The sequence below is a fragment of the Maribacter sp. 4U21 genome (genome assembly GCF_002742365.1).
GTDB lineage: Bacteria > Bacteroidota > Bacteroidia > Flavobacteriales > Flavobacteriaceae > Maribacter.
Genome location: NZ_MDGN01000051.1, coordinates 1 through 16,982 on the forward strand (window position 1 = coordinate 1; position 16,982 = coordinate 16,982).

At 38.5% G+C, this 16,982-nt stretch carries 16 protein-coding genes and 1 tRNA gene; 8 read left to right on the forward strand and 9 right to left on the reverse strand.

Annotation, left to right across the window (positions count from 1 at the left end; all coding sequences use genetic code 11):
- Positions 1–162 precede the first annotated feature (162 nt).
- From BFP77_RS10320 to rseP, 3 genes are all read right to left on the reverse strand, one after another.
- Positions 163–597 carry a hypothetical protein gene (locus tag BFP77_RS10320; protein WP_099573951.1) on the reverse strand — a complete coding sequence of 145 codons (435 nt, stop codon included), beginning with the start codon at positions 595–597 and terminating at the stop codon, positions 163–165.
- Positions 598–745: 148 nt separating this feature from the next.
- A tRNA-Asn gene (locus tag BFP77_RS10325) sits at positions 746–819 on the reverse strand.
- An 81-nt stretch (positions 820–900) separates the two neighbouring features.
- Positions 901–2,253 carry an RIP metalloprotease RseP gene (gene rseP, locus BFP77_RS10330; RefSeq protein WP_099573952.1) on the reverse strand — a complete coding sequence of 451 codons (1,353 nt, stop codon included), beginning with the start codon at positions 2,251–2,253 and terminating at the stop codon, positions 901–903.
- A gap of 160 nt (positions 2,254–2,413) precedes the next feature.
- On the opposite strand from rseP, the gene BFP77_RS10335 reads away from it, so the two are divergent.
- The 5 genes from BFP77_RS10335 to BFP77_RS10350 all read left to right on the forward strand — a co-directional run bounded on the left by BFP77_RS10335 (position 2,414) and on the right by BFP77_RS10350 (position 7,542).
- A complete protein-coding gene (locus tag BFP77_RS10335; RefSeq protein WP_099573953.1) occupies positions 2,414–3,088 on the forward strand; it encodes an SCO family protein in 675 nt (224 codons plus the stop codon).
- 109 nt (positions 3,089–3,197) lie between these two features.
- Positions 3,198–3,431, forward strand: a complete 234-nt coding sequence (locus BFP77_RS10340) for a FeoA family protein (protein WP_099573954.1) — start codon at positions 3,198–3,200, stop codon at positions 3,429–3,431.
- A gap of 7 nt (positions 3,432–3,438) precedes the next feature.
- Positions 3,439–5,682 carry a ferrous iron transport protein B gene (gene feoB, locus BFP77_RS10345; protein WP_099573955.1) on the forward strand — a complete coding sequence of 748 codons (2,244 nt, stop codon included), beginning with the start codon at positions 3,439–3,441 and terminating at the stop codon, positions 5,680–5,682.
- Position 5,683: 1 nt separating this feature from the next.
- Positions 5,684–5,833: a hypothetical protein gene (locus tag BFP77_RS16990; RefSeq protein ID WP_164721458.1), complete on the forward strand. Its 150-nt coding sequence runs from the start codon at positions 5,684–5,686 to the stop codon at positions 5,831–5,833.
- Positions 5,834–6,039: 206 nt separating this feature from the next.
- Positions 6,040–7,542, forward strand: a complete 1,503-nt coding sequence (locus tag BFP77_RS10350) for a carboxypeptidase-like regulatory domain-containing protein (RefSeq protein WP_099574024.1) — start codon at positions 6,040–6,042, stop codon at positions 7,540–7,542.
- 144 nt (positions 7,543–7,686) lie between these two features.
- Here the strand turns inward: BFP77_RS10350 and BFP77_RS10355 are convergent, their stop codons facing one another.
- Complete coding sequence (locus BFP77_RS10355; protein WP_099573956.1) at positions 7,687–8,073, reverse strand: DUF423 domain-containing protein; 387 nt, start codon at positions 8,071–8,073, stop codon at positions 7,687–7,689.
- Between the two features lie 109 nt (positions 8,074–8,182).
- Between BFP77_RS10355 and BFP77_RS10360 the strand changes: the two genes are divergently transcribed.
- Complete coding sequence (locus BFP77_RS10360; RefSeq protein WP_099573957.1) at positions 8,183–8,587, forward strand: TonB-dependent receptor; 405 nt, start codon at positions 8,183–8,185, stop codon at positions 8,585–8,587.
- 10 nt (positions 8,588–8,597) lie between these two features.
- Here BFP77_RS10360 and BFP77_RS10365 read toward each other — a convergent pair whose 3' ends face one another.
- Complete coding sequence (locus tag BFP77_RS10365; protein ID WP_099573958.1) at positions 8,598–9,011, reverse strand: DUF2141 domain-containing protein; 414 nt, start codon at positions 9,009–9,011, stop codon at positions 8,598–8,600.
- Between the two features lie 55 nt (positions 9,012–9,066).
- Complete coding sequence (locus BFP77_RS10370; protein ID WP_099573959.1) at positions 9,067–9,507, reverse strand: hypothetical protein; 441 nt, start codon at positions 9,505–9,507, stop codon at positions 9,067–9,069.
- 253 nt (positions 9,508–9,760) lie between these two features.
- On the opposite strand from BFP77_RS10370, the gene BFP77_RS10375 reads away from it, so the two are divergent.
- A complete protein-coding gene (locus tag BFP77_RS10375; protein WP_099573960.1) occupies positions 9,761–12,490 on the forward strand; it encodes an alpha/beta hydrolase family protein in 2,730 nt (909 codons plus the stop codon).
- Between the two features lie 45 nt (positions 12,491–12,535).
- On the opposite strand, the gene BFP77_RS10380 is transcribed toward BFP77_RS10375, so the two are convergent.
- From BFP77_RS10380 to BFP77_RS10390, 3 genes are read right to left on the reverse strand one after another with little or no spacing between them, the layout of a single operon-like run.
- Positions 12,536–13,018: a nuclear transport factor 2 family protein gene (locus tag BFP77_RS10380; RefSeq protein WP_143751894.1), complete on the reverse strand. Its 483-nt coding sequence runs from the start codon at positions 13,016–13,018 to the stop codon at positions 12,536–12,538.
- A gap of 50 nt (positions 13,019–13,068) precedes the next feature.
- Entirely contained in the window at positions 13,069–13,890 is an 822-nt protein-coding gene (locus tag BFP77_RS10385) for a ZIP family metal transporter (RefSeq protein WP_099573962.1), read from the reverse strand.
- 11 nt (positions 13,891–13,901) lie between these two features.
- Positions 13,902–14,576: a metal-dependent transcriptional regulator gene (locus BFP77_RS10390; RefSeq protein WP_099573963.1), complete on the reverse strand. Its 675-nt coding sequence runs from the start codon at positions 14,574–14,576 to the stop codon at positions 13,902–13,904.
- A 101-nt stretch (positions 14,577–14,677) separates the two neighbouring features.
- Between BFP77_RS10390 and BFP77_RS10395 the strand changes: the two genes are divergently transcribed.
- Complete coding sequence (locus BFP77_RS10395) at positions 14,678–16,945, forward strand: TonB-dependent receptor (protein ID WP_099573964.1); 2,268 nt, start codon at positions 14,678–14,680, stop codon at positions 16,943–16,945.
- The last annotated feature ends 37 nt before the right edge of the window (positions 16,946–16,982 follow it).

A 16,982-nucleotide genomic window follows, 5' to 3' on the forward strand; every position in this document is an offset into this window, starting at 1 on the left:
TCGACTTTTTAATGGTTCACTTTCGTCCGGCGCACGTGGCTCACTTTAACCCGGCAAGGGTGGTTCACTTTAATCTGGCGAGGGTGGTATACTATGACCGATTTTTGCACCATACCACGAAATTGAACGTGCAATGTTAAGTTGAAATTATTACAATCATGATTACTTACCAAAAAGTTTTTTAAGTTGCTTTTCATTGACCATAAAATAGGAATCAATCTCCCCTTTTTTACTAAAATGGAAAGACAGCCACTTTTCTTTAACTAACATTAAATCATATTCACCTACTTTCAAAGTTAAAGTATTTCCCTTCTCATAAACATCAAGTGCAGCTTGGTATAATAATTCTAATTCTTCCTTACTAGCATTAAATCCAACTATCCTAGTATCATCAATTCTTGCAAATTCCGCATTGGTAAATTTAAAAAAGTAATAGTCTTTTTCAGATGCTGATTTATAAAGACAAGTTTGGTTAATTTTAGGTTTCCAATGGCAGCCAATTAAAATAGGCTCATCAATTTGACCCTGTATAGATATTTGACTATGCAAGTTTTGAAACGCAATTAAGGTTGTGATAAGGATAATTAAATTTTTCATTTGAATAGCCGTTTTGCTACTAATTTAGGCTATAAATTTGGAAAAGAAAGAATAAAACAACTAGGCTAAAATTACTTTTGCGTTACAAATGTGTTACAAGGGAAAATAAAAAAAGGTTTACATTTCTGCAAACCTTTGATTTTCAATGCTCCCCCTCTTGGGCTCGAACCAAGGACCCTCTGATTAACAGTCAGATGCTCTAACCAACTGAGCTAAGGAGGAAAATAACCCGCTTTAATCACTCAAAGCGGCTGCAAATATAATCGTTTTTTAAAACTCGCCAAACAAAAAAAACCGCTTTTTCTATTTAAAAAGCCATTTATAGACATCATTACCGTTCGCAAACAATAACAAGGCAATTAAAAGAAAGAATCCTGTCATCTGCGCATACTCCAAAAACTTATCGCTTGGCTTTCTTCCCGATATTATTTCATACAAAAGAAACATCACATGGCCCCCATCTAACGCAGGTATCGGTAGGATGTTCATAAAGGCTAAGATAATAGATATAAAGGCCGTTGCGCTCCAAAATGCAGGCCAGTTCCAAGAATCCGGAAAAAGACCTCCAATGGCGGCAAAACCTCCAACTCCTTTGTAAGCACCTGTAGAAGGGTTAAAAATTTTCTTCATTTGCTTTACGTAGCCGGACAAAGTGCTTACGCCTTTATCAATTCCCGCAGGTATGGATTCCAGAAAAGAGTATTTAACCGTCTCTATTTCAAAATACCCCTTTTCTTGATATTCTTCCATGGAAGAAAGTCCGACGATTACCCCTAATTTTCCCTCGTCCGAAACTTCCGCTTCCATAGGTATGGTTACCCCATCTCTTAAAACCGACAACTGCACCTTCTTCCCCTTATTTTCTGTGAGAATAGGCACTATTTCATCTTGGTAGTGTACCTCGTTTCCATTTATACCTATGACAGCATCCTTTTCCTGTAGTCCAATATTGGCGTTTTGAGAATCTTTGGGCACCTCTCTAATGACGAACGGTGTACGCATACTTAAGAAACGAATCTTATCCTCATCCTCTAACAAAGTAGCAATGAAATCCACCGGGATTTCCTGTTCAAAAGTGCGACCATCCCTTTGAATGGTCATTGTATTGCCATTGACAATCTCTATAGGAAGTGCTCCGAATTTTTCAATTTTCTCACCATCAATGGCAAGTATTAAATCTCCCGTCTGTACCCCTAATTTATCGCCTATGTTTTTCTCCGTAACTAAAAGTCCGTCCTTTAGGCTATCCGCAGGTATATATTCTTCACCATAAGACCAAGCCATTCCTATATAAATGATGACCGCTAGAATAAAGTTTACCGTTACCCCACCTAGCATAATTATCAATCGTTGCCAGGCCGGTTTGCTTCTAAACTCCCACTCCTTGGGCTCCTCTTTCATGGCTTCGGTGTCCATACTCTCATCAATCATCCCGGCAATTTTTACATATCCGCCTAAGGGCAACCAACCGATACCATAGACGGTCTCCCCTATTTTCTTTTTGAACAAGGAAAATTTAACATCAAAAAACAAGTAGAATTTCTCGACGCGTGTCTTAAATAATTTTGCTGGGATAAAATGTCCAAGTTCATGCAATACGATAAGCAGGGACAGGCTTAAAAAAAATTGTATCGTCTTTATTATAATGGGACTCATCAGTGTCTTCTAAAATTTAAATCGGACAAAAGTACATTTTTACAGGGTCTTAAAAAAAGAAACTCGCTACCCTTGGTCTATTTTAAGAATATTTTGGCAGCGATTACCAACGCACGGCTTGAAACCTTCACAGCCCTAACGTACCTTTGTAAAAAAAACGATGCGCTCTTTTTTTGGCAGATTTAAATTTTTAGGAATAGTACTTCTATTATTGTCAGCGGTAATCATCTATTTGTTCTATAATGCGCTGAAACCTAAAAAGCTGCTGCCTGTTTATTCTCCGGCAATGGTTAATTCGGAACTGGTTCCAGAAGAAATACAGCATATTCGTAAGTATCATACTATCGCGGACTTTTCGCTTACCAACCAAAATGGGAAAACCATCACGGAGGCCGATTACCGGGATAAAATCTATATCGCCGATTTCTTTTTTACCACTTGCCCTACGATCTGTCCTATCATGACAAAAAATATGGCCGATATACAGGCCCAAATTATGGACGACCCCAATGTATTATTATTGTCCCATACCGTAACCCCCCAAATAGATTCCGTTGCGCAATTAAAAAAATACGCTTTAGAAAAAGGAGTGAACGACGCAAAATGGAATTTGGTCACGGGCGATAAAAAAGTTATCTATGAACTGGCCAGAAAATCATATCTAGCGGTAAAGACCGATGGTGATGGAGGTCCATTCGATATGATACATACAGAGAACTTTATTCTGGTAGATAAGGAAAAACGCATACGTGGTTTCTACGATGGCACTAAGAAAGATGCCATTGAAGAGCTCCTAGAAGATTTGGCGCTATTGAAAGCATCGTACCTAGAGTAATTTTTGAGAAAACCCTAAGTTAATCCAAAGGGCTTTTTTTATTTTTACAGATTCCCTTTCAGTTTTTTCCCTTATTTTTGCCCTTACTTAAAATGAATCTAAATAAAAATTGGAGACAACTGTTGGGCATCTAAAGCGGGGGGAGAGAGGAATCATAAAAGAATTCGCAGAGGACGCGTTGCCCATAAAACTCCTAGAATTGGGCTGCCTGCCCGGCAATGAAGTAGAGTTGATACAAGTTGCACCCCTCCAAGATCCCATATACATTAATGTTAACGGTTCGCATATCGCTATCAGACGATCCATGGCTTTTAAGATTGCCTTAGAAATCATTAAAGAGTAGCATAGCTATGGCCAAACAAATCAATGTAGCGCTTATAGGAAACCCGAATACGGGAAAAACTTCGGTTTTTAATCAGCTTACCGGACTCAATCAAAAGGTAGGGAACTACCCCGGAATCACCGTTGAGAAAAAAGAAGGTATTTGTAAGCTTCCCCGTGGGGTCAAGGCCCATATCTTAGACTTGCCGGGAACATACAGTCTTAACACCACCTCTTTGGATGAGAGTGTGGCGGTAGAATTATTACTGAATAAAAATGATAAAGACCATCCAGATGTTGCCCTGGTAGTATCGGATGTTGAAAATTTAAAACGTAACCTTCTTCTATTCACACAGATAAAAGACCTTAAAATTCCTACGATACTAGTCATAAACATGGCCGATAGAATGTCTCGTAAAGGCATTAGTATAGACATTCCTTTGCTAGAAGAGAAACTAGATACCAGAATTGCTTTGGTCAGCACCAGAAAGGGCACAGGTATTACTGAATTAAAGGAATTCATCGCCGATTTTAAAAATCTTTCTAAAAGACCAGTTGTAGATACTACCGTTATTGCTCCTGACTACTTTGACGGATTAAAAAATACTTTCCCGAACGAAGACCTGTATAAGCTGTGGTTGGTCATCACCCAAGATGTAAACTTTATGCCTATTGAGAAAAATCTCATTAAGGACACCTCTTCTTTTGATACCAAGTCAAAATCCGAGCTCAAAAGATTGCAGCAAAAAGAGACCATTTTAAGATATCAGTACATCAACGGCATTTTAAAGGAAACCTATAAGATTGATGTCAACGCGGCCAAAGGGTTTAGGGCCGGTTTAGATAAGATACTTACCCACAAGATTTTTGGTTACCTAATTTTCTTCTTAATCCTATTAATTATTTTCCAAGCTATTTATGGGTGGAGCGAATATCCCATGGATATGATAGATTCTTTTTTTGCCTCTGCAACGGAATGGGTGAAAAACACCTTGCCGACAGGGGTATTCACGGACCTTATTGCCGAAGGCATACTAGCGGGTATAGGGGGAATCGTAATCTTTATTCCTCAAATTGCATTTCTATTCCTCTTTATATCATTATTGGAAGAGACCGGCTATATGAGTAGGGTGGTTTTTTTAATGGACCGCGTTATGCGCCCTTTTGGACTAAGTGGTAAAAGTGTAGTACCATTAATATCCGGTACGGCATGCGCCATCCCAGCTGTTATGGCCACCAGGACCATAGAAAACTGGAAAGAACGTCTTATCACTATTTTAGTAACCCCTTTTACCACCTGTTCTGCCAGGCTACCCGTTTACTTAATTATCATAGCCCTAGTTATTCCAGAAGGAAGTTTTTTAGGACTTAGTTATAAGGCCCTGATTTTAATGTTGCTTTACCTCCTAGGTTTTGGGGCAGCAATACTCTCTGCCGTAGTGTTGAACAAAATCCTAAAAATAAAAAGCAGGTCCTTTTTCGTAGTAGAAATGCCAAACTATAAGCTCCCCTTGCCCAAAAATGTGGCCTACACCGTATTGGAAAAAACCAAAAGTTTTGTATTGGGTGCGGGTAAAATTATTCTAGCCATTTCAATTATCCTATGGTTTTTGGGCTCCTTTGGAATTTCGAACAATTTCAAAAACGCCGAACAGATTGTTGAACAACGTATTGAAAGGGACGGATTCTCCGCATTTAATCAATCGGACGTGGAAACGAAACTAGCGCTTTACCAACAAGAGCTGAACGATAGCATTTCTAAAAACGCTTACCAATTAGATAAAGTTGACTTTACGGATGCTATTGAGAACAAGAAGACCGAACTTTTTAAAGCTGCTAAAAGCCAGGAAATTGCAAGTTTTAAGCTCGAAAATTCTTTTATGGGATACGCAGGCAAGGTTATTGAACCCCTTGTAAAACCTTTGGGTTATGATTGGAAAATAGGTATTGCCGTTTTAACCTCGTTTGCCGCTAGAGAGGTGTTTGTTGGAACTTTGGCCACCATATATAGTGTTGGTAGTGGAGAGGAAAACACGGACACCATTACGCAAAGAATGGCAGCGGAGGTAAACCCAAAAACTCAAAAGCCGGTTTTTAACTTGGCGACCGGCATTTCAATTTTATTGTTTTACGCCTTTGCCATGCAGTGTATGAGCACCTTGGCCATTGTTAAACGTGAAACCAATTCTTGGAAATGGCCGGCAGGTCAGCTCGTTTTCATGAGTCTTTTTGCTTATATTGTAGCTTTAATCGCCTATCAACTTTTAAAATAAAATGGATATCCTACAACAAATACTGGTCTACCTTACTTTAGCGATAGCCATTGGGTACATCCTTAAAAAATTCTTCCTTCCCAAATCCTTGTTCGGAACCAAAAAACAGCAGTCCAAAGCATGTGGACAAGATGATTGTGGCTGTCATTAAGGTTTAAATGAGCAGTTTTTCAATTTTATCGTAACAAATGAGACGTTTTTGAAGTCTTCCTTAAACCGAACTTAGTTCGTCAAAAAAATAATAAATACATCCTAATAAAAACAAAAACAGGCCGGTATTACGCCTACCTATTCTTTAGTTTGTAATTAAGTTATTCCTATTATATGCGAAAGACCTTTACCTCAATAATTGCAATAATGACCGTTTTTCAATCATTCCCAACTATTCAGGCTCAGACACTCAGCTCCAAAATATTGGACAGCGTTACGCAGAAACCAATCCCTTACGCTACAGTTTTATTGAACAATAAAGGGGTTATAACCAACGAGGAAGGTCAATTTACTTTTTTGTTGGACAAAGGTATACAGCCAACGGATTCCTTGTTCATATCATGTATCGGTTATGAGTCTCTAGGCAAACCTATTGAAGAATTCAAAGAAAGTTCCATCTATCTCAGTCCTAAGGCTATTGAGCTAAAGGAAGTTATCGTTTCCAACAAGAATTACACCCCTAAAGAGATTATAGAGCTGGTCGAGGAAAACTTAGAAAAAAACTATAGGCTGGGTTTTACCAAAAAAAGGTTGTTTTTGAGAGAATCGTATGAAAATACCATCATCAAAACCGATTATACCATAAAAGAGTCTACCATACCTGCGTTTAGCAAACCCTTTTTGGATAGTGTTATACGATCGGTTCCTAAAAGGGATACCTATTATACGGAAATGATAGGCGATTTATATGGTAGTGAGGACGATGACGAACAGAAACTAGACTTGATTAAAGCTTCTGAACTGTATGACAAGAGTAAACGTATAGATATAGAGAACCTAGAAGAACGTTTTAATGAGATCATTAAGAAAAACGTGAAAACCGATTCTTATTTTAAGGTGAAATCCGGCTTGTTCGGCACTCGGTTAGACGCAGATGAACTATTTGATGCAGAAGTAGATTCCACAGATGTGGCGGCTTTAAACAAAGAACTGGAAAACAAAAAGAAGGAAAAGGAGAATCAGAAAAAATTCTTTGCCAATTACAAACGTAGAACGCTAGGGAATCTGTACGGCAATCTTCCCATATTTAAGGATACCGACTACAATGTACTTTTTAAACCTAGACGTTTTGAACTTACACTGGAAGACTTTACCTATATCGGTGAGAAAGCATTATACGTTATTCGTTTTGAACCTAAGGGGTCAGAAGAATTTCGCGGTAAGCTTTATATTGATTCCGATGATTTTGCCCTAGTAAAGATGGATTTTGAGAATACCGAACCCATCCGAAACTTTAAGCTCTTGGGCATTTCTATCAATGAATATCTCGCTAAGGGCAGCATCTTGTTCGGCAAGGACGAAGATGGATTATACGGTTTAAAGTATTATGAAATAACAAAAGGAAACAGGGTTGGCTTTAGAAGACCTGTTCAGATCATTGAGAAAAATAAAAACATAAAAGGAAGAAGAAAGCAAAATGAGCTTCATTTAAAAATCGATGCCGCCTTTGGTGGACTAAATCGTTATGAGGTCGTTGTTTTTGATACCGAGAAAATTAGCGATACCACCTTTGAAAACTTTAAAGAGTCTAACGAGGTGTTGCCACAGTACATGGCTAATTACGACCCAGAATTCTGGAAAGGGTATACGATTATGGAGCCTAATACTGCGATAAAAGAATTTACCTCCGAGGTGGCGGCAGAAAAATAAAGCCCTTATATTCTAAAAGAAAAGAACATTGCTTTAAAGCCTATTTTATCATTGGGTTTAGTAATTTCTTTAAACAATAAATAAATGGTCTAGGCTTATAAATCAGTTCCTAGGAAAACATGTGCTTCTAAAACAGCAGAGACTTTAAATCAAGTTCCGAATAAAGGAATACAATAAAAGCGCCCAGCCCACTACCAAAAATAATCCTCCAAGGGGAGTAATTGGACCTAAAAACTTCAATTTCTTCCCTTTTGAGGAACTAATACATAGTCCATAGATACTAAAGGAAAAGAGAAGGATCCCGATAATAAAACAGTACACCATATATTTTTCCAATGACGTATCCAGGTTTAGGTTAAAACCTAGCATCAATAGAACTAGGGCATGATACATTTGATATTTGACCCCAGTCTCAAAACTGTTCAACTGTTCCTCGTTAAAACGTTTTTTTAAAGCGTGCGCTCCGAACGCGCCAAAAACTATTGCCAATAATCCAAAAAGTGCTCCCAAGCATTGTGCAAGTAAAACCATAGTATTCCTTGTTTAGTTCCTTTAATTATTGAATAACGAAGTTCCTGATAAAGATTTACATATTACCCAACAAAATGGATTATATTTAGAAAGCTAATAATCCGCCATAATGAAAAACGTATCACTACTTTTAACCGTAATTGCTGTGGTAATTTTGTACAGCTGCGGTAGCTCAAAATCCAAGGATACTTCCAAATCGGAACTTGAACAAGAGCTCACCGAAAAAAATAGAGGTGCCGTTTCCCTACTTACTAGGGTAATACAGTTGCCCGGCATAGTTCGCAGAAACGGAAGGCCGGTAATCAACAAAACGGCGAATTCTATTTTGGCAAGTGCTACGGAAGAACCGCTGTATATCCTTAATTCCTATATCGTTGGTAGTTCCTTTAATTCTGTAAATCAGTTGGTAGATAGTTTTAATGTAAAAACCATAGAAATACTTTCGGATGCTGCAGCAGCGGAGTATGGCACCAGAGCGGCTAATGGCGTCATAAAAATCACAACGTATGACTAATAATTATTCCTTAGTCTAACACTATTGTAATTTCAGTGTTCCCAGCAATTTTGAATGCACATTCGTCAAATCTAGGAGGGCCGAACATTTTCATTTTTGCTTTTGAAAAGGCTACGGCTTCTTTGGGAATACCGAACATATTGGTATCTAAAGCATCATTCCCGTTTTCGTCATGGAAAATGGCCACGGCATAGTTACCTTCCGGAATATCGTTTATTTGAATAATCGTATTCCCTTCTGTTGCCTTTTTAGAACCCATTTTATAGACCTTATCAAACTTTAAAAATGATTCGTGGTCTTTATAGACAGCGGCACAAATAGCACCTGCGTTAGACGGCACACCCTCAATCTTAAGGCTAAGATTATGTTGGCTAAAACCGGTGTAAACCATTAAAATCAAAAAAGAACTGATTATTTTTTTCATAGGGATTTGAAGCGTTGATAGCTTCAATAATTTATAAATTATAGTGTCTATTGTTCTAGTTTGGAACGGTAACATCCAAACTTTTTTCTTGTAGGTGGTTAAATAAGTTTAATGTTTCAACAGAATCTTTAAGGTTTACGAACAATTTGAGCGAGTCCTTATAGACTATTTTTATTTTCTGTTGTGAAATATTATCTACGAAAACATGAATTTCACTTTCTGTAAGAGAATCCTTGAATGCTCTAAAAATACCTTTTTCCTTTTCCAACGCAGAAAATCCATTCAATCTTTCCATTGGCGGTATACGCTCTACGAACAGCACACTATCCATGTCGGCATAAGGAATAGTAACACGATAAAATCCAGAAAGTAATTGAATTTCATTAGGTTCTAATTTTACCCAATTTTTGTAATGCATCACCAAGCTAGAGAGGCATATGATGAAAGTAATAATCATTACCAAATTCCAAAACCAATGTCTTTTTTTGCTTGTCATACCATTCTTAACTATTGACCTACTGTAATTTAATTTCTTCAAAGATATCACTATGTACTATAATCATAACGACACCTTAAGAACACTATTGCCACCTCACTCTTATAATTAAAAATGTTCTTTTAAGGTTCTAACGCAAACATTATTCCAATAATCCCTTTATATTTAAAAGCATTAAATAATTAGACCCTATGAAAATTATAATACCCTTTCTGCTACTGTTTATTTCCCTGACTGTTTCCGCACAAAAAAAGTGCTGGACCACAGCGATTATGAGCTTTGGAGCACTATTGAAGGAGAGAAATTAGCCCCAAATGGCAAGTATGTAGTTTACGCTTTGGCAAAGGGAGAAAAGGACCATTTCCTGAAGATAAAGGACATTGACGGAAGGGAATTATTGTCGTACGACCGCGGGAAGCAAGGACTATTCGGTTATGATTCCAAACACCTGTTCTTTACAATAAAACCTTGGAAAGATAGCCTTAGGGCCATGAAAAGCAGAAAGGTAGAGAAGAAAAATTTGCCAAAGGATTCTTTAGGAATTTTCAACCTAGAAAATAAGAGCCTTACCAAAATAGGGAATCTAAAATCGTACAAAGTACCGGAAAAATGGTCCGGTTATGTGGCCTACATGCTAGAAGAGGTGAAAATTGATAATACGTCAAAAAGTAAAGATTCGGTCCAAAAGAAAAAGCCTAAAAAAAAGAACGTAAGTAAGGAAAATGGCTATCACATAGTGCTACGTAATCTCGAAGACCATACGGAGGATACCTTAAAATTCGTAACGCACTATACCTTTTCAAAAAAGGATAACATGTTTGCCTATAGTACTACGGGTCCAGGTAAAGACAGTAACTCGAGTGTCGTTGTTATGGATTTGGAGAATGAAGAAACAAACAATATTCACTCGGCAAAAAGCGCCAAATATTTCCAACTTGAGTTTAGTGAGACAGGCCGGTATCTTGGTTTTGTGGTAGATGCGGACACCACCAAAGCACAGATACGACCCAATGCACTTTTTCTATGGAAAAAAGATACTGAGAAAGCAGAAAAACTAATTGATTCGTCCAGTGCCCCTAAGGATTATTTGGTTTCATCTGATGGAAAAGTACATTTCTCCAAAGATGAGTCCAAATTATTCTTTGGTTTAAGAAAACCTCCTGTTATAAAGGACACTACCCTTACCGATGATGAAATCGTGAACGTAGAGGTATGGACCTATAATGAACCCCGGTTGTACACTGTACAAGAACTACAGTTAAAAAATGACACCATACGGTCCTTTGAAACCGTAATCCATTTAAAAGATAACAAACTAGTACAACTGGCAAATATCGAGTTTACAGAAAGTGAACTGGGTGATGAAGGCAATGCTGCTTATGCGTTAATAGGCACCTCAACACCTTATGAATTAGAAAGTCAATGGAAGGGTTTTAAGGAATATGATTATGCCGTACTGGATGTCCGTACGGGAGAAACCGTAAGGAAAATCAAAAAATCCGCTCAAATGAAGCTTAGCCCACAGGCTAAGTATGCCTATGGTTACAGCAGGGTAGATACCACTTGGTTTACTCATGATATGAAATCGGGAATCTATAAAGCACTAACAAAAGACAAGGTTTTTTATAATGAATTCCATGATTACCCAGACCACCCTTATGCCTATGGAATGGCCGGCTTTACAAAAGATGATGCTTCAGTTCTACTTTATGACAGATACGACATCTGGGAATTTAATCCAAAAACAGGCGAAGGAAATAGATTAACCAAAGGGCGTGAAACAAAGACCAGGTACCGTTTGGTTCAATTGGACAAAGAAGAACATTTCTTAAATCCCGATACGAAATGGTTATTTACGGTATTTGATGAAACTACCAAGAATTCCGGTTACGTACTTTTCAACCCAAAGAATCAAAAATTGACCGAGCTGGTATCAGGACCATATCGGTATTCCAATCCTAAAAAGGCTGTCTTGAGTGAACAACTGTTATTTACGAGGGAATCTTTTAAGGAATTCCCGAATCTAAGAACAACCGACTTCGATTTTGAGAATATCACTGTGCTAAGCGATGCCAATCCGCAACAAAGCGGGTATAATTGGGGCACCAATGAACTTATCAATTGGACATCCCTAGACGGTAAAGAGCTAACCGGAATGCTTATAAAACCAGAGAATTTTGACCCGAACAAGAAATACCCCTTACTCGTAAATTTTTATGAACGTAGTTCGGACGGTCTGCACCGTCACAGAATACCCAGAGCGGAGCGATCGTCTATTAACTATAGCTTTTATACCAGTAGAGGCTATATAATATTTAATCCTGATGTGGTCTATCGTGTAGGTTATCCTGGTGAAAGCGCTTATAATTGTGTCATTCCTGGTGTAACTTCCCTTATAGAAAAAGGATTTATAGATAAGGACAATATTGGTGTGCAAGGACATAGCTGGGGAGGGTATCAAATTGCCTATTTAGTGACAAAAACCGATATTTTCAAAGCAGCTGAATCCGGTGCTCCCGTACCCAATATGATTAGTGCCTACGGAGGTATTCGTTGGTGGACAGGGCTTAGTAGACAATTTCAGTACGAACATACCCAAAGTAGAATCGGAGGTACACCGTGGGAATACCCAGCGCGTTATATAGAAAACTCCCCAATTTTCAACATCGATAAAATAAATACACCACTATTGGTCATGCATAACGATGCAGATGGCCATGTGCCTTGGTATCAAGGTATTGAATTCTTCGTTAGCCTTAGAAGGTTGGGAAAACCATCTTGGTTTCTAAACTACAATGGGGAACCACATTGGCCATTAAAATTACAGAACAGAAAAGATTTTAACCTAAGAATGGCCCAATTTTTCGATTACTATCTCAAGGGCGCTCCAAAACCCGTATGGATGGAGAAAGGAGTCCCTGCCCTTGAAAAAGGAGTTAACCAAGGGTATGAGTTGATGGATTCTATTGAGCGGAACAACTAATAAGTCGGATAGGATTTCTATTGTATGTTGAAGGAATAATACACCCTAAAATTTTAAGAACTCTTGTTTTTGGAAGTCTTCTTGGGAGATGTTATTACCATTAATATGTGTAGTATCCCAATCTTGGGTAATTTTCCAATGGCCATCAATCTTTTTAATGACTATATGAAACTGTCCGTAATTATAGCTAAGTTCTTTTCCCGTATAGGTGGTTCCTATTTTATAAAAACCAACTTCATATGACGTTGTTTCATTGGTGTGTCTGCTATCAAACCAAAAATCTAGCGTTATACTGGCTCCATCCTCCCTATTTTTATCAAAACGCTTTATATTGTCAGACTTAAAACTATTGTTGGTATCTATGCCATTTAGTGTAACCCGCAATACCTCTTTCGCATAAGTTCTGTTTAAAGCCTCACCGTCCAAGGCTTCAAAAGCCTTTTGAAAAGGTCTCCAAACGCTGGTATCTATTTCTCTCTGAATATTCAAGACTTCGATTTGCGCACCCACCGTGACGGATGACAGCATAATCGCCATTGCTATAATATATCTCGTAAAAATTCATTTTAAAGTAAGTATTATCCTAATCCCACATCTAAGGTCATCATCACTATAAATCCTCCAATAAAGCCCAATACGGCAACATCAGAGTGTTTATCTTGCTGTGTTTCGGGAATTACTTCTTCCACTACCACAAAAATCATCGCTCCTGCAGCGAACGAAAGTGCATATGGTAATATAGGTTGAAAGGTCAATACCGCCCAGGCACCAATAACGGCAGCAATTGGTTCTACTATAGCGGAAGCTTGACCGTACATAAAGCTTCTCCTTCTAGACAATCCTTGTCGGCGCAAGGGCATCGCAACTGCAAAGCCTTCTGGGAAATTCTGAAGACCAATACCCAATGCCAAAGCCACGGCACCACCTATACTTGCTCCGTCAAAGCCGGCCGCTACCCCACCAAAGAGAACCCCTACCGCCAAACCCTCCGGAATATTATGTAAGGTTATAGCAAGTGTCAATAGGGTGGTTCTGTGCCACGGTGTCTTAACGCCCTCCGCTTCACTTTCTTTAAAGTTCAAATGCAAGTGGGGTAATACTTTGTCCAATCCAAACAAGAATAACGCACCAAGAGCAAAGCCAACAGCAGCGGGTATTACTTTTATAAACCCTTCACCGGGGCTCATTTCAATTCCCGGAGCCAAAAGACTCCAGAAACTAGCGGCTACCATGACACCTCCTGTAAAACCCAGCATACCATCCATGACAGCTCTATTGGGATTTTTAAATAAAAAAACCAGGCTGGCACCAAGGGCGGTCAATCCCCACGTAAAAAGCGTTGCATAGAATGCCGCCAAAATTGGGTTGATAGATTCAAAATAGTTAATTACCTGTTCCATAAAATCTTGCGCTAATTTTTATTCAACTCTTGTTCCACTATCTCTAAAAATAGATTGGATGCAATTTGAGCGGAAATACGTAGTTTTTGTTCAGAAGTTTCTAATTGTACCGACCCATCGAATTCCTCTTTGTCCAATATTTTCAGGGTATCGCCCAGAGCAATCTTATTTTTATCCAAGAATTTTAAAAAGGCCGCTGAAGAATCGTTTACACCAATACAAATGCCCTTACTACCAATAGGAAGTTCACTAATCAGCTTTTTTACCGATTTGGTAAATCTACCGTCCTTCGAGGGAATAGGATCTCCGTGGGGATCAACTTTTGGGCTTCCCAAATAGCCTTCCAATTTATCAATAAGCTGTTCACTCTTAATATGTTCTAGCTGCTCCGCTACCTCATGTACCTCATCCCAGGCAAAATCTAGTTTTTCTACTAAGAAGACTTCCCACAAACGATGTTTCCTAATAATGGACAATGCGGATAACCGTCCTCGTTCGGTTAAGGATACGCCTTTATATTTTTTATAGAAAATAAGGTCTTTATCAGATAGCTTTTTGATCATATCTGTTACCGAAGAAGGTTTGGTATCCATTTGCTTAGCTATTGCGTTAGTAGAAATCGCAATTTGCTCGCCTTTACTAAGGTGATAAATTCCTTTGATATAGTCTTCCTCAGAGAGTGTCATTCACAAATTAAAATATATGCTAAAATACATTTTTATATATAAAAACAAATTTTTAGCTTTGTCTAAATTAATATTTTGATTTATTTAAATATTATTCAAGAGTGTTCAAAAAGCTATATCTTTATTTTTCTCTTTTATTTCTGTTCTCTTCTTTTTGTAATGCACAGAGAGGGAGCATTTTAGGGGCCATTTCCTCCGAGGGAGCACCCGTACCATTTGCCAACATTTATTTAAAAAATACCCAGACGGGAACTACATCTGACGAGAATGGTACGTATCAATTAAATAATCTTGAGAGCGGAACACAAAGAATTATCGTTTCGGTACTGGGTTATCATACTTTTAGCACCAATATCGAACTGAACAAAGGACAAACTAGACTTTTAGATATTGAACTTGTTCCATCTATGGAAGCATTGGATGAAATGGTCGTAACCGGAACTTTAAAAGCGGTACGACGTTCAGAGAGTCCGGTCCCCGTAGAAGTATATAGCCCTACATTCTTGAAAAAAAATCCTACCGCAAGTATTTTTGAAGCCTTACAGAATGTGAACGGCGTGCGACCACAGATTAATTGTAACGTTTGTAACACAGGTGATATACATATTAATGGTCTAGAAGGTCCATACACCTTGGTTTTAATTGATGGCATGCCAATTGTCAGCGGCCTGGGCACGGTCTACGGCCTAACAGGAATACCAAATTCGCTCATAGATCAGATTGAAATTGTTAAGGGTCCCGCCTCCAGTTTATATGGAAGCGAAGCCGTAGGTGGACTCATTAATATCATTACCAAGAATTCCTTGGAAGCCCCGGATTTTTTTGCCGATGCTTTCGCCACGGGCTGGGGTGAATACAACTTGGATGTTGGCGCTAAAATAGCGATTGGACAAAAGACGGATATGTTACTGGGAGTAAACTATTTCAACTATGATGAGATCATAGATAATAACGGGGATAATTTTACTGACCTCACCCTACAGGACCGTATTTCTATCTTTCAAAAGTGGAACTTTAAGCGGAGTAAGTCCAGAATTCTCTCCTTAGCCGGTCGCTTCTTCTATGAAGATAGATGGGGAGGGGAGCTCCAATGGACTCCCGCATTTAGAGGAGGAAATGAAGTTTATGGGGAAAGTATTTATACCCGCCGATGGGAAATCATTGGAAAATATCAACTACCCGTAGACGAAAAAGTAATGCTTTCTTTCTCTTACAACGACCATAATCAAAACTCGGTTTATGGAGACCTTTCGTATTTGGCAGACCAAAGGATTGGTTTTACACAGCTAACTTGGGATAAAATATGGGGTAATCATGACGTATTATTCGGTGCTGCACTTCGCTATAACTACTACGACGACAATACAACGGCTACCATTGAGCCAGATGAAATTGTTATTCCTAGTCTGTTCGTACAAGATGAAATAGCCTTCTCCAAGAAGCATTCCCTTTTATTGGGTATGCGCTATGATTATGACAAAAGACACGGTAACATTTTTACCCCCAGAACCGCTTACAGATGGAAAATAACCGATAACGACATTCTCCGGTTTAATGCAGGAACAGGTTTTAGGGTCGTAAATCTTTTTACGGAAGATCATGCAGCATTGACCGGGGCAAGGGAAGTGGTGGTAACGGAAGAACTAAATCCGGAGCGTTCATTCAACTTTAACCTAAATTATCTTAAAAAGATATACGGTGATAACGGAACGTTTATAAGTTTGGATGCCTCCGCATTTTATACCAACTTTAGCAATGCAATACTACCTGATTACGACACCAACCCCAATCAGATTATTTACGATAATTTAGATGGAAAATCGGTTTCTCAAGGAGTTAATGCCAATATTGATGTTGTCTTCCCAAATGGATTCAAATTTTTACTTGGGGCTACCTTTCAAGATGTTGCACAGACTGAAAGCGGAGTTAAACAAAGGCAAATCTTGACAGAGAGTTATACTGCAACCTGGAATATTGGTTACACGTTTAGAAACCTTGACCTGAGTATAGATTACACAGGAAATCTTTATGGTCCTATGAGACTACCCGTTTTAGGGAATACCGACCCCCGAAGAGACTTTTCACCCGTTTGGAGTATCCAAAACATACAGTTCACCTATAAAGGTTTAGCGGACTTTGAATTTTACGGAGGTATTAAAAATCTTTTGGACTGGACCCCTAACAGAGGCAATCCCTTCATTATAGCCAGAGCAAACGACCCTTTTGATAAGGAAGTGGCTTTTGATTCCAACGGCAACCCCCTTGCCACACCTAATAATCCAAATGCCCTTACCTTTGATTCCTCCTATGTTTATGGTCCAAACCAAGGTATTCGCGGATTTTTTGGTATGCGTTACAGAATAAATTGAATAACCTATTCTTATTTTAAATACAAGGCTATTAATT

Excerpts from the sequence above, each read along its gene's own strand:
- BFP77_RS10320 (WP_099573951.1), bottom strand. The coding sequence starts at position 597 with ATGAAAAATTTAATTATCCTTATCACAACCTTAATTGCGTTTCAAAAC.
- rseP (WP_099573952.1), bottom strand. The coding sequence starts at position 2,253 with ATGAGTCCCATTATAATAAAGACGATACAATTTTTTTTAAGCCTGTCC.
- BFP77_RS10335 (WP_099573953.1), top strand. The coding sequence starts at position 2,414 with ATGCGCTCTTTTTTTGGCAGATTTAAATTTTTAGGAATAGTACTTCTA.
- feoB (WP_099573955.1), top strand. The coding sequence starts at position 3,439 with ATGGCCAAACAAATCAATGTAGCGCTTATAGGAAACCCGAATACGGGA.
- BFP77_RS16990 (WP_164721458.1), top strand. The coding sequence starts at position 5,684 with ATGGATATCCTACAACAAATACTGGTCTACCTTACTTTAGCGATAGCC.
- BFP77_RS10350 (WP_099574024.1), top strand. The coding sequence starts at position 6,040 with ATGACCGTTTTTCAATCATTCCCAACTATTCAGGCTCAGACACTCAGC.
- BFP77_RS10355 (WP_099573956.1), bottom strand. The coding sequence starts at position 8,073 with ATGGTTTTACTTGCACAATGCTTGGGAGCACTTTTTGGATTATTGGCA.
- BFP77_RS10360 (WP_099573957.1), top strand. The coding sequence starts at position 8,183 with ATGAAAAACGTATCACTACTTTTAACCGTAATTGCTGTGGTAATTTTG.
- BFP77_RS10365 (WP_099573958.1), bottom strand. The coding sequence starts at position 9,011 with ATGAAAAAAATAATCAGTTCTTTTTTGATTTTAATGGTTTACACCGGT.
- BFP77_RS10370 (WP_099573959.1), bottom strand. The coding sequence starts at position 9,507 with ATGACAAGCAAAAAAAGACATTGGTTTTGGAATTTGGTAATGATTATT.
- BFP77_RS10380 (WP_143751894.1), bottom strand. The coding sequence starts at position 13,018 with ATGCTGTCATCCGTCACGGTGGGTGCGCAAATCGAAGTCTTGAATATT.
- BFP77_RS10385 (WP_099573962.1), bottom strand. The coding sequence starts at position 13,890 with ATGGAACAGGTAATTAACTATTTTGAATCTATCAACCCAATTTTGGCG.
- BFP77_RS10390 (WP_099573963.1), bottom strand. The coding sequence starts at position 14,576 with ATGACACTCTCTGAGGAAGACTATATCAAAGGAATTTATCACCTTAGT.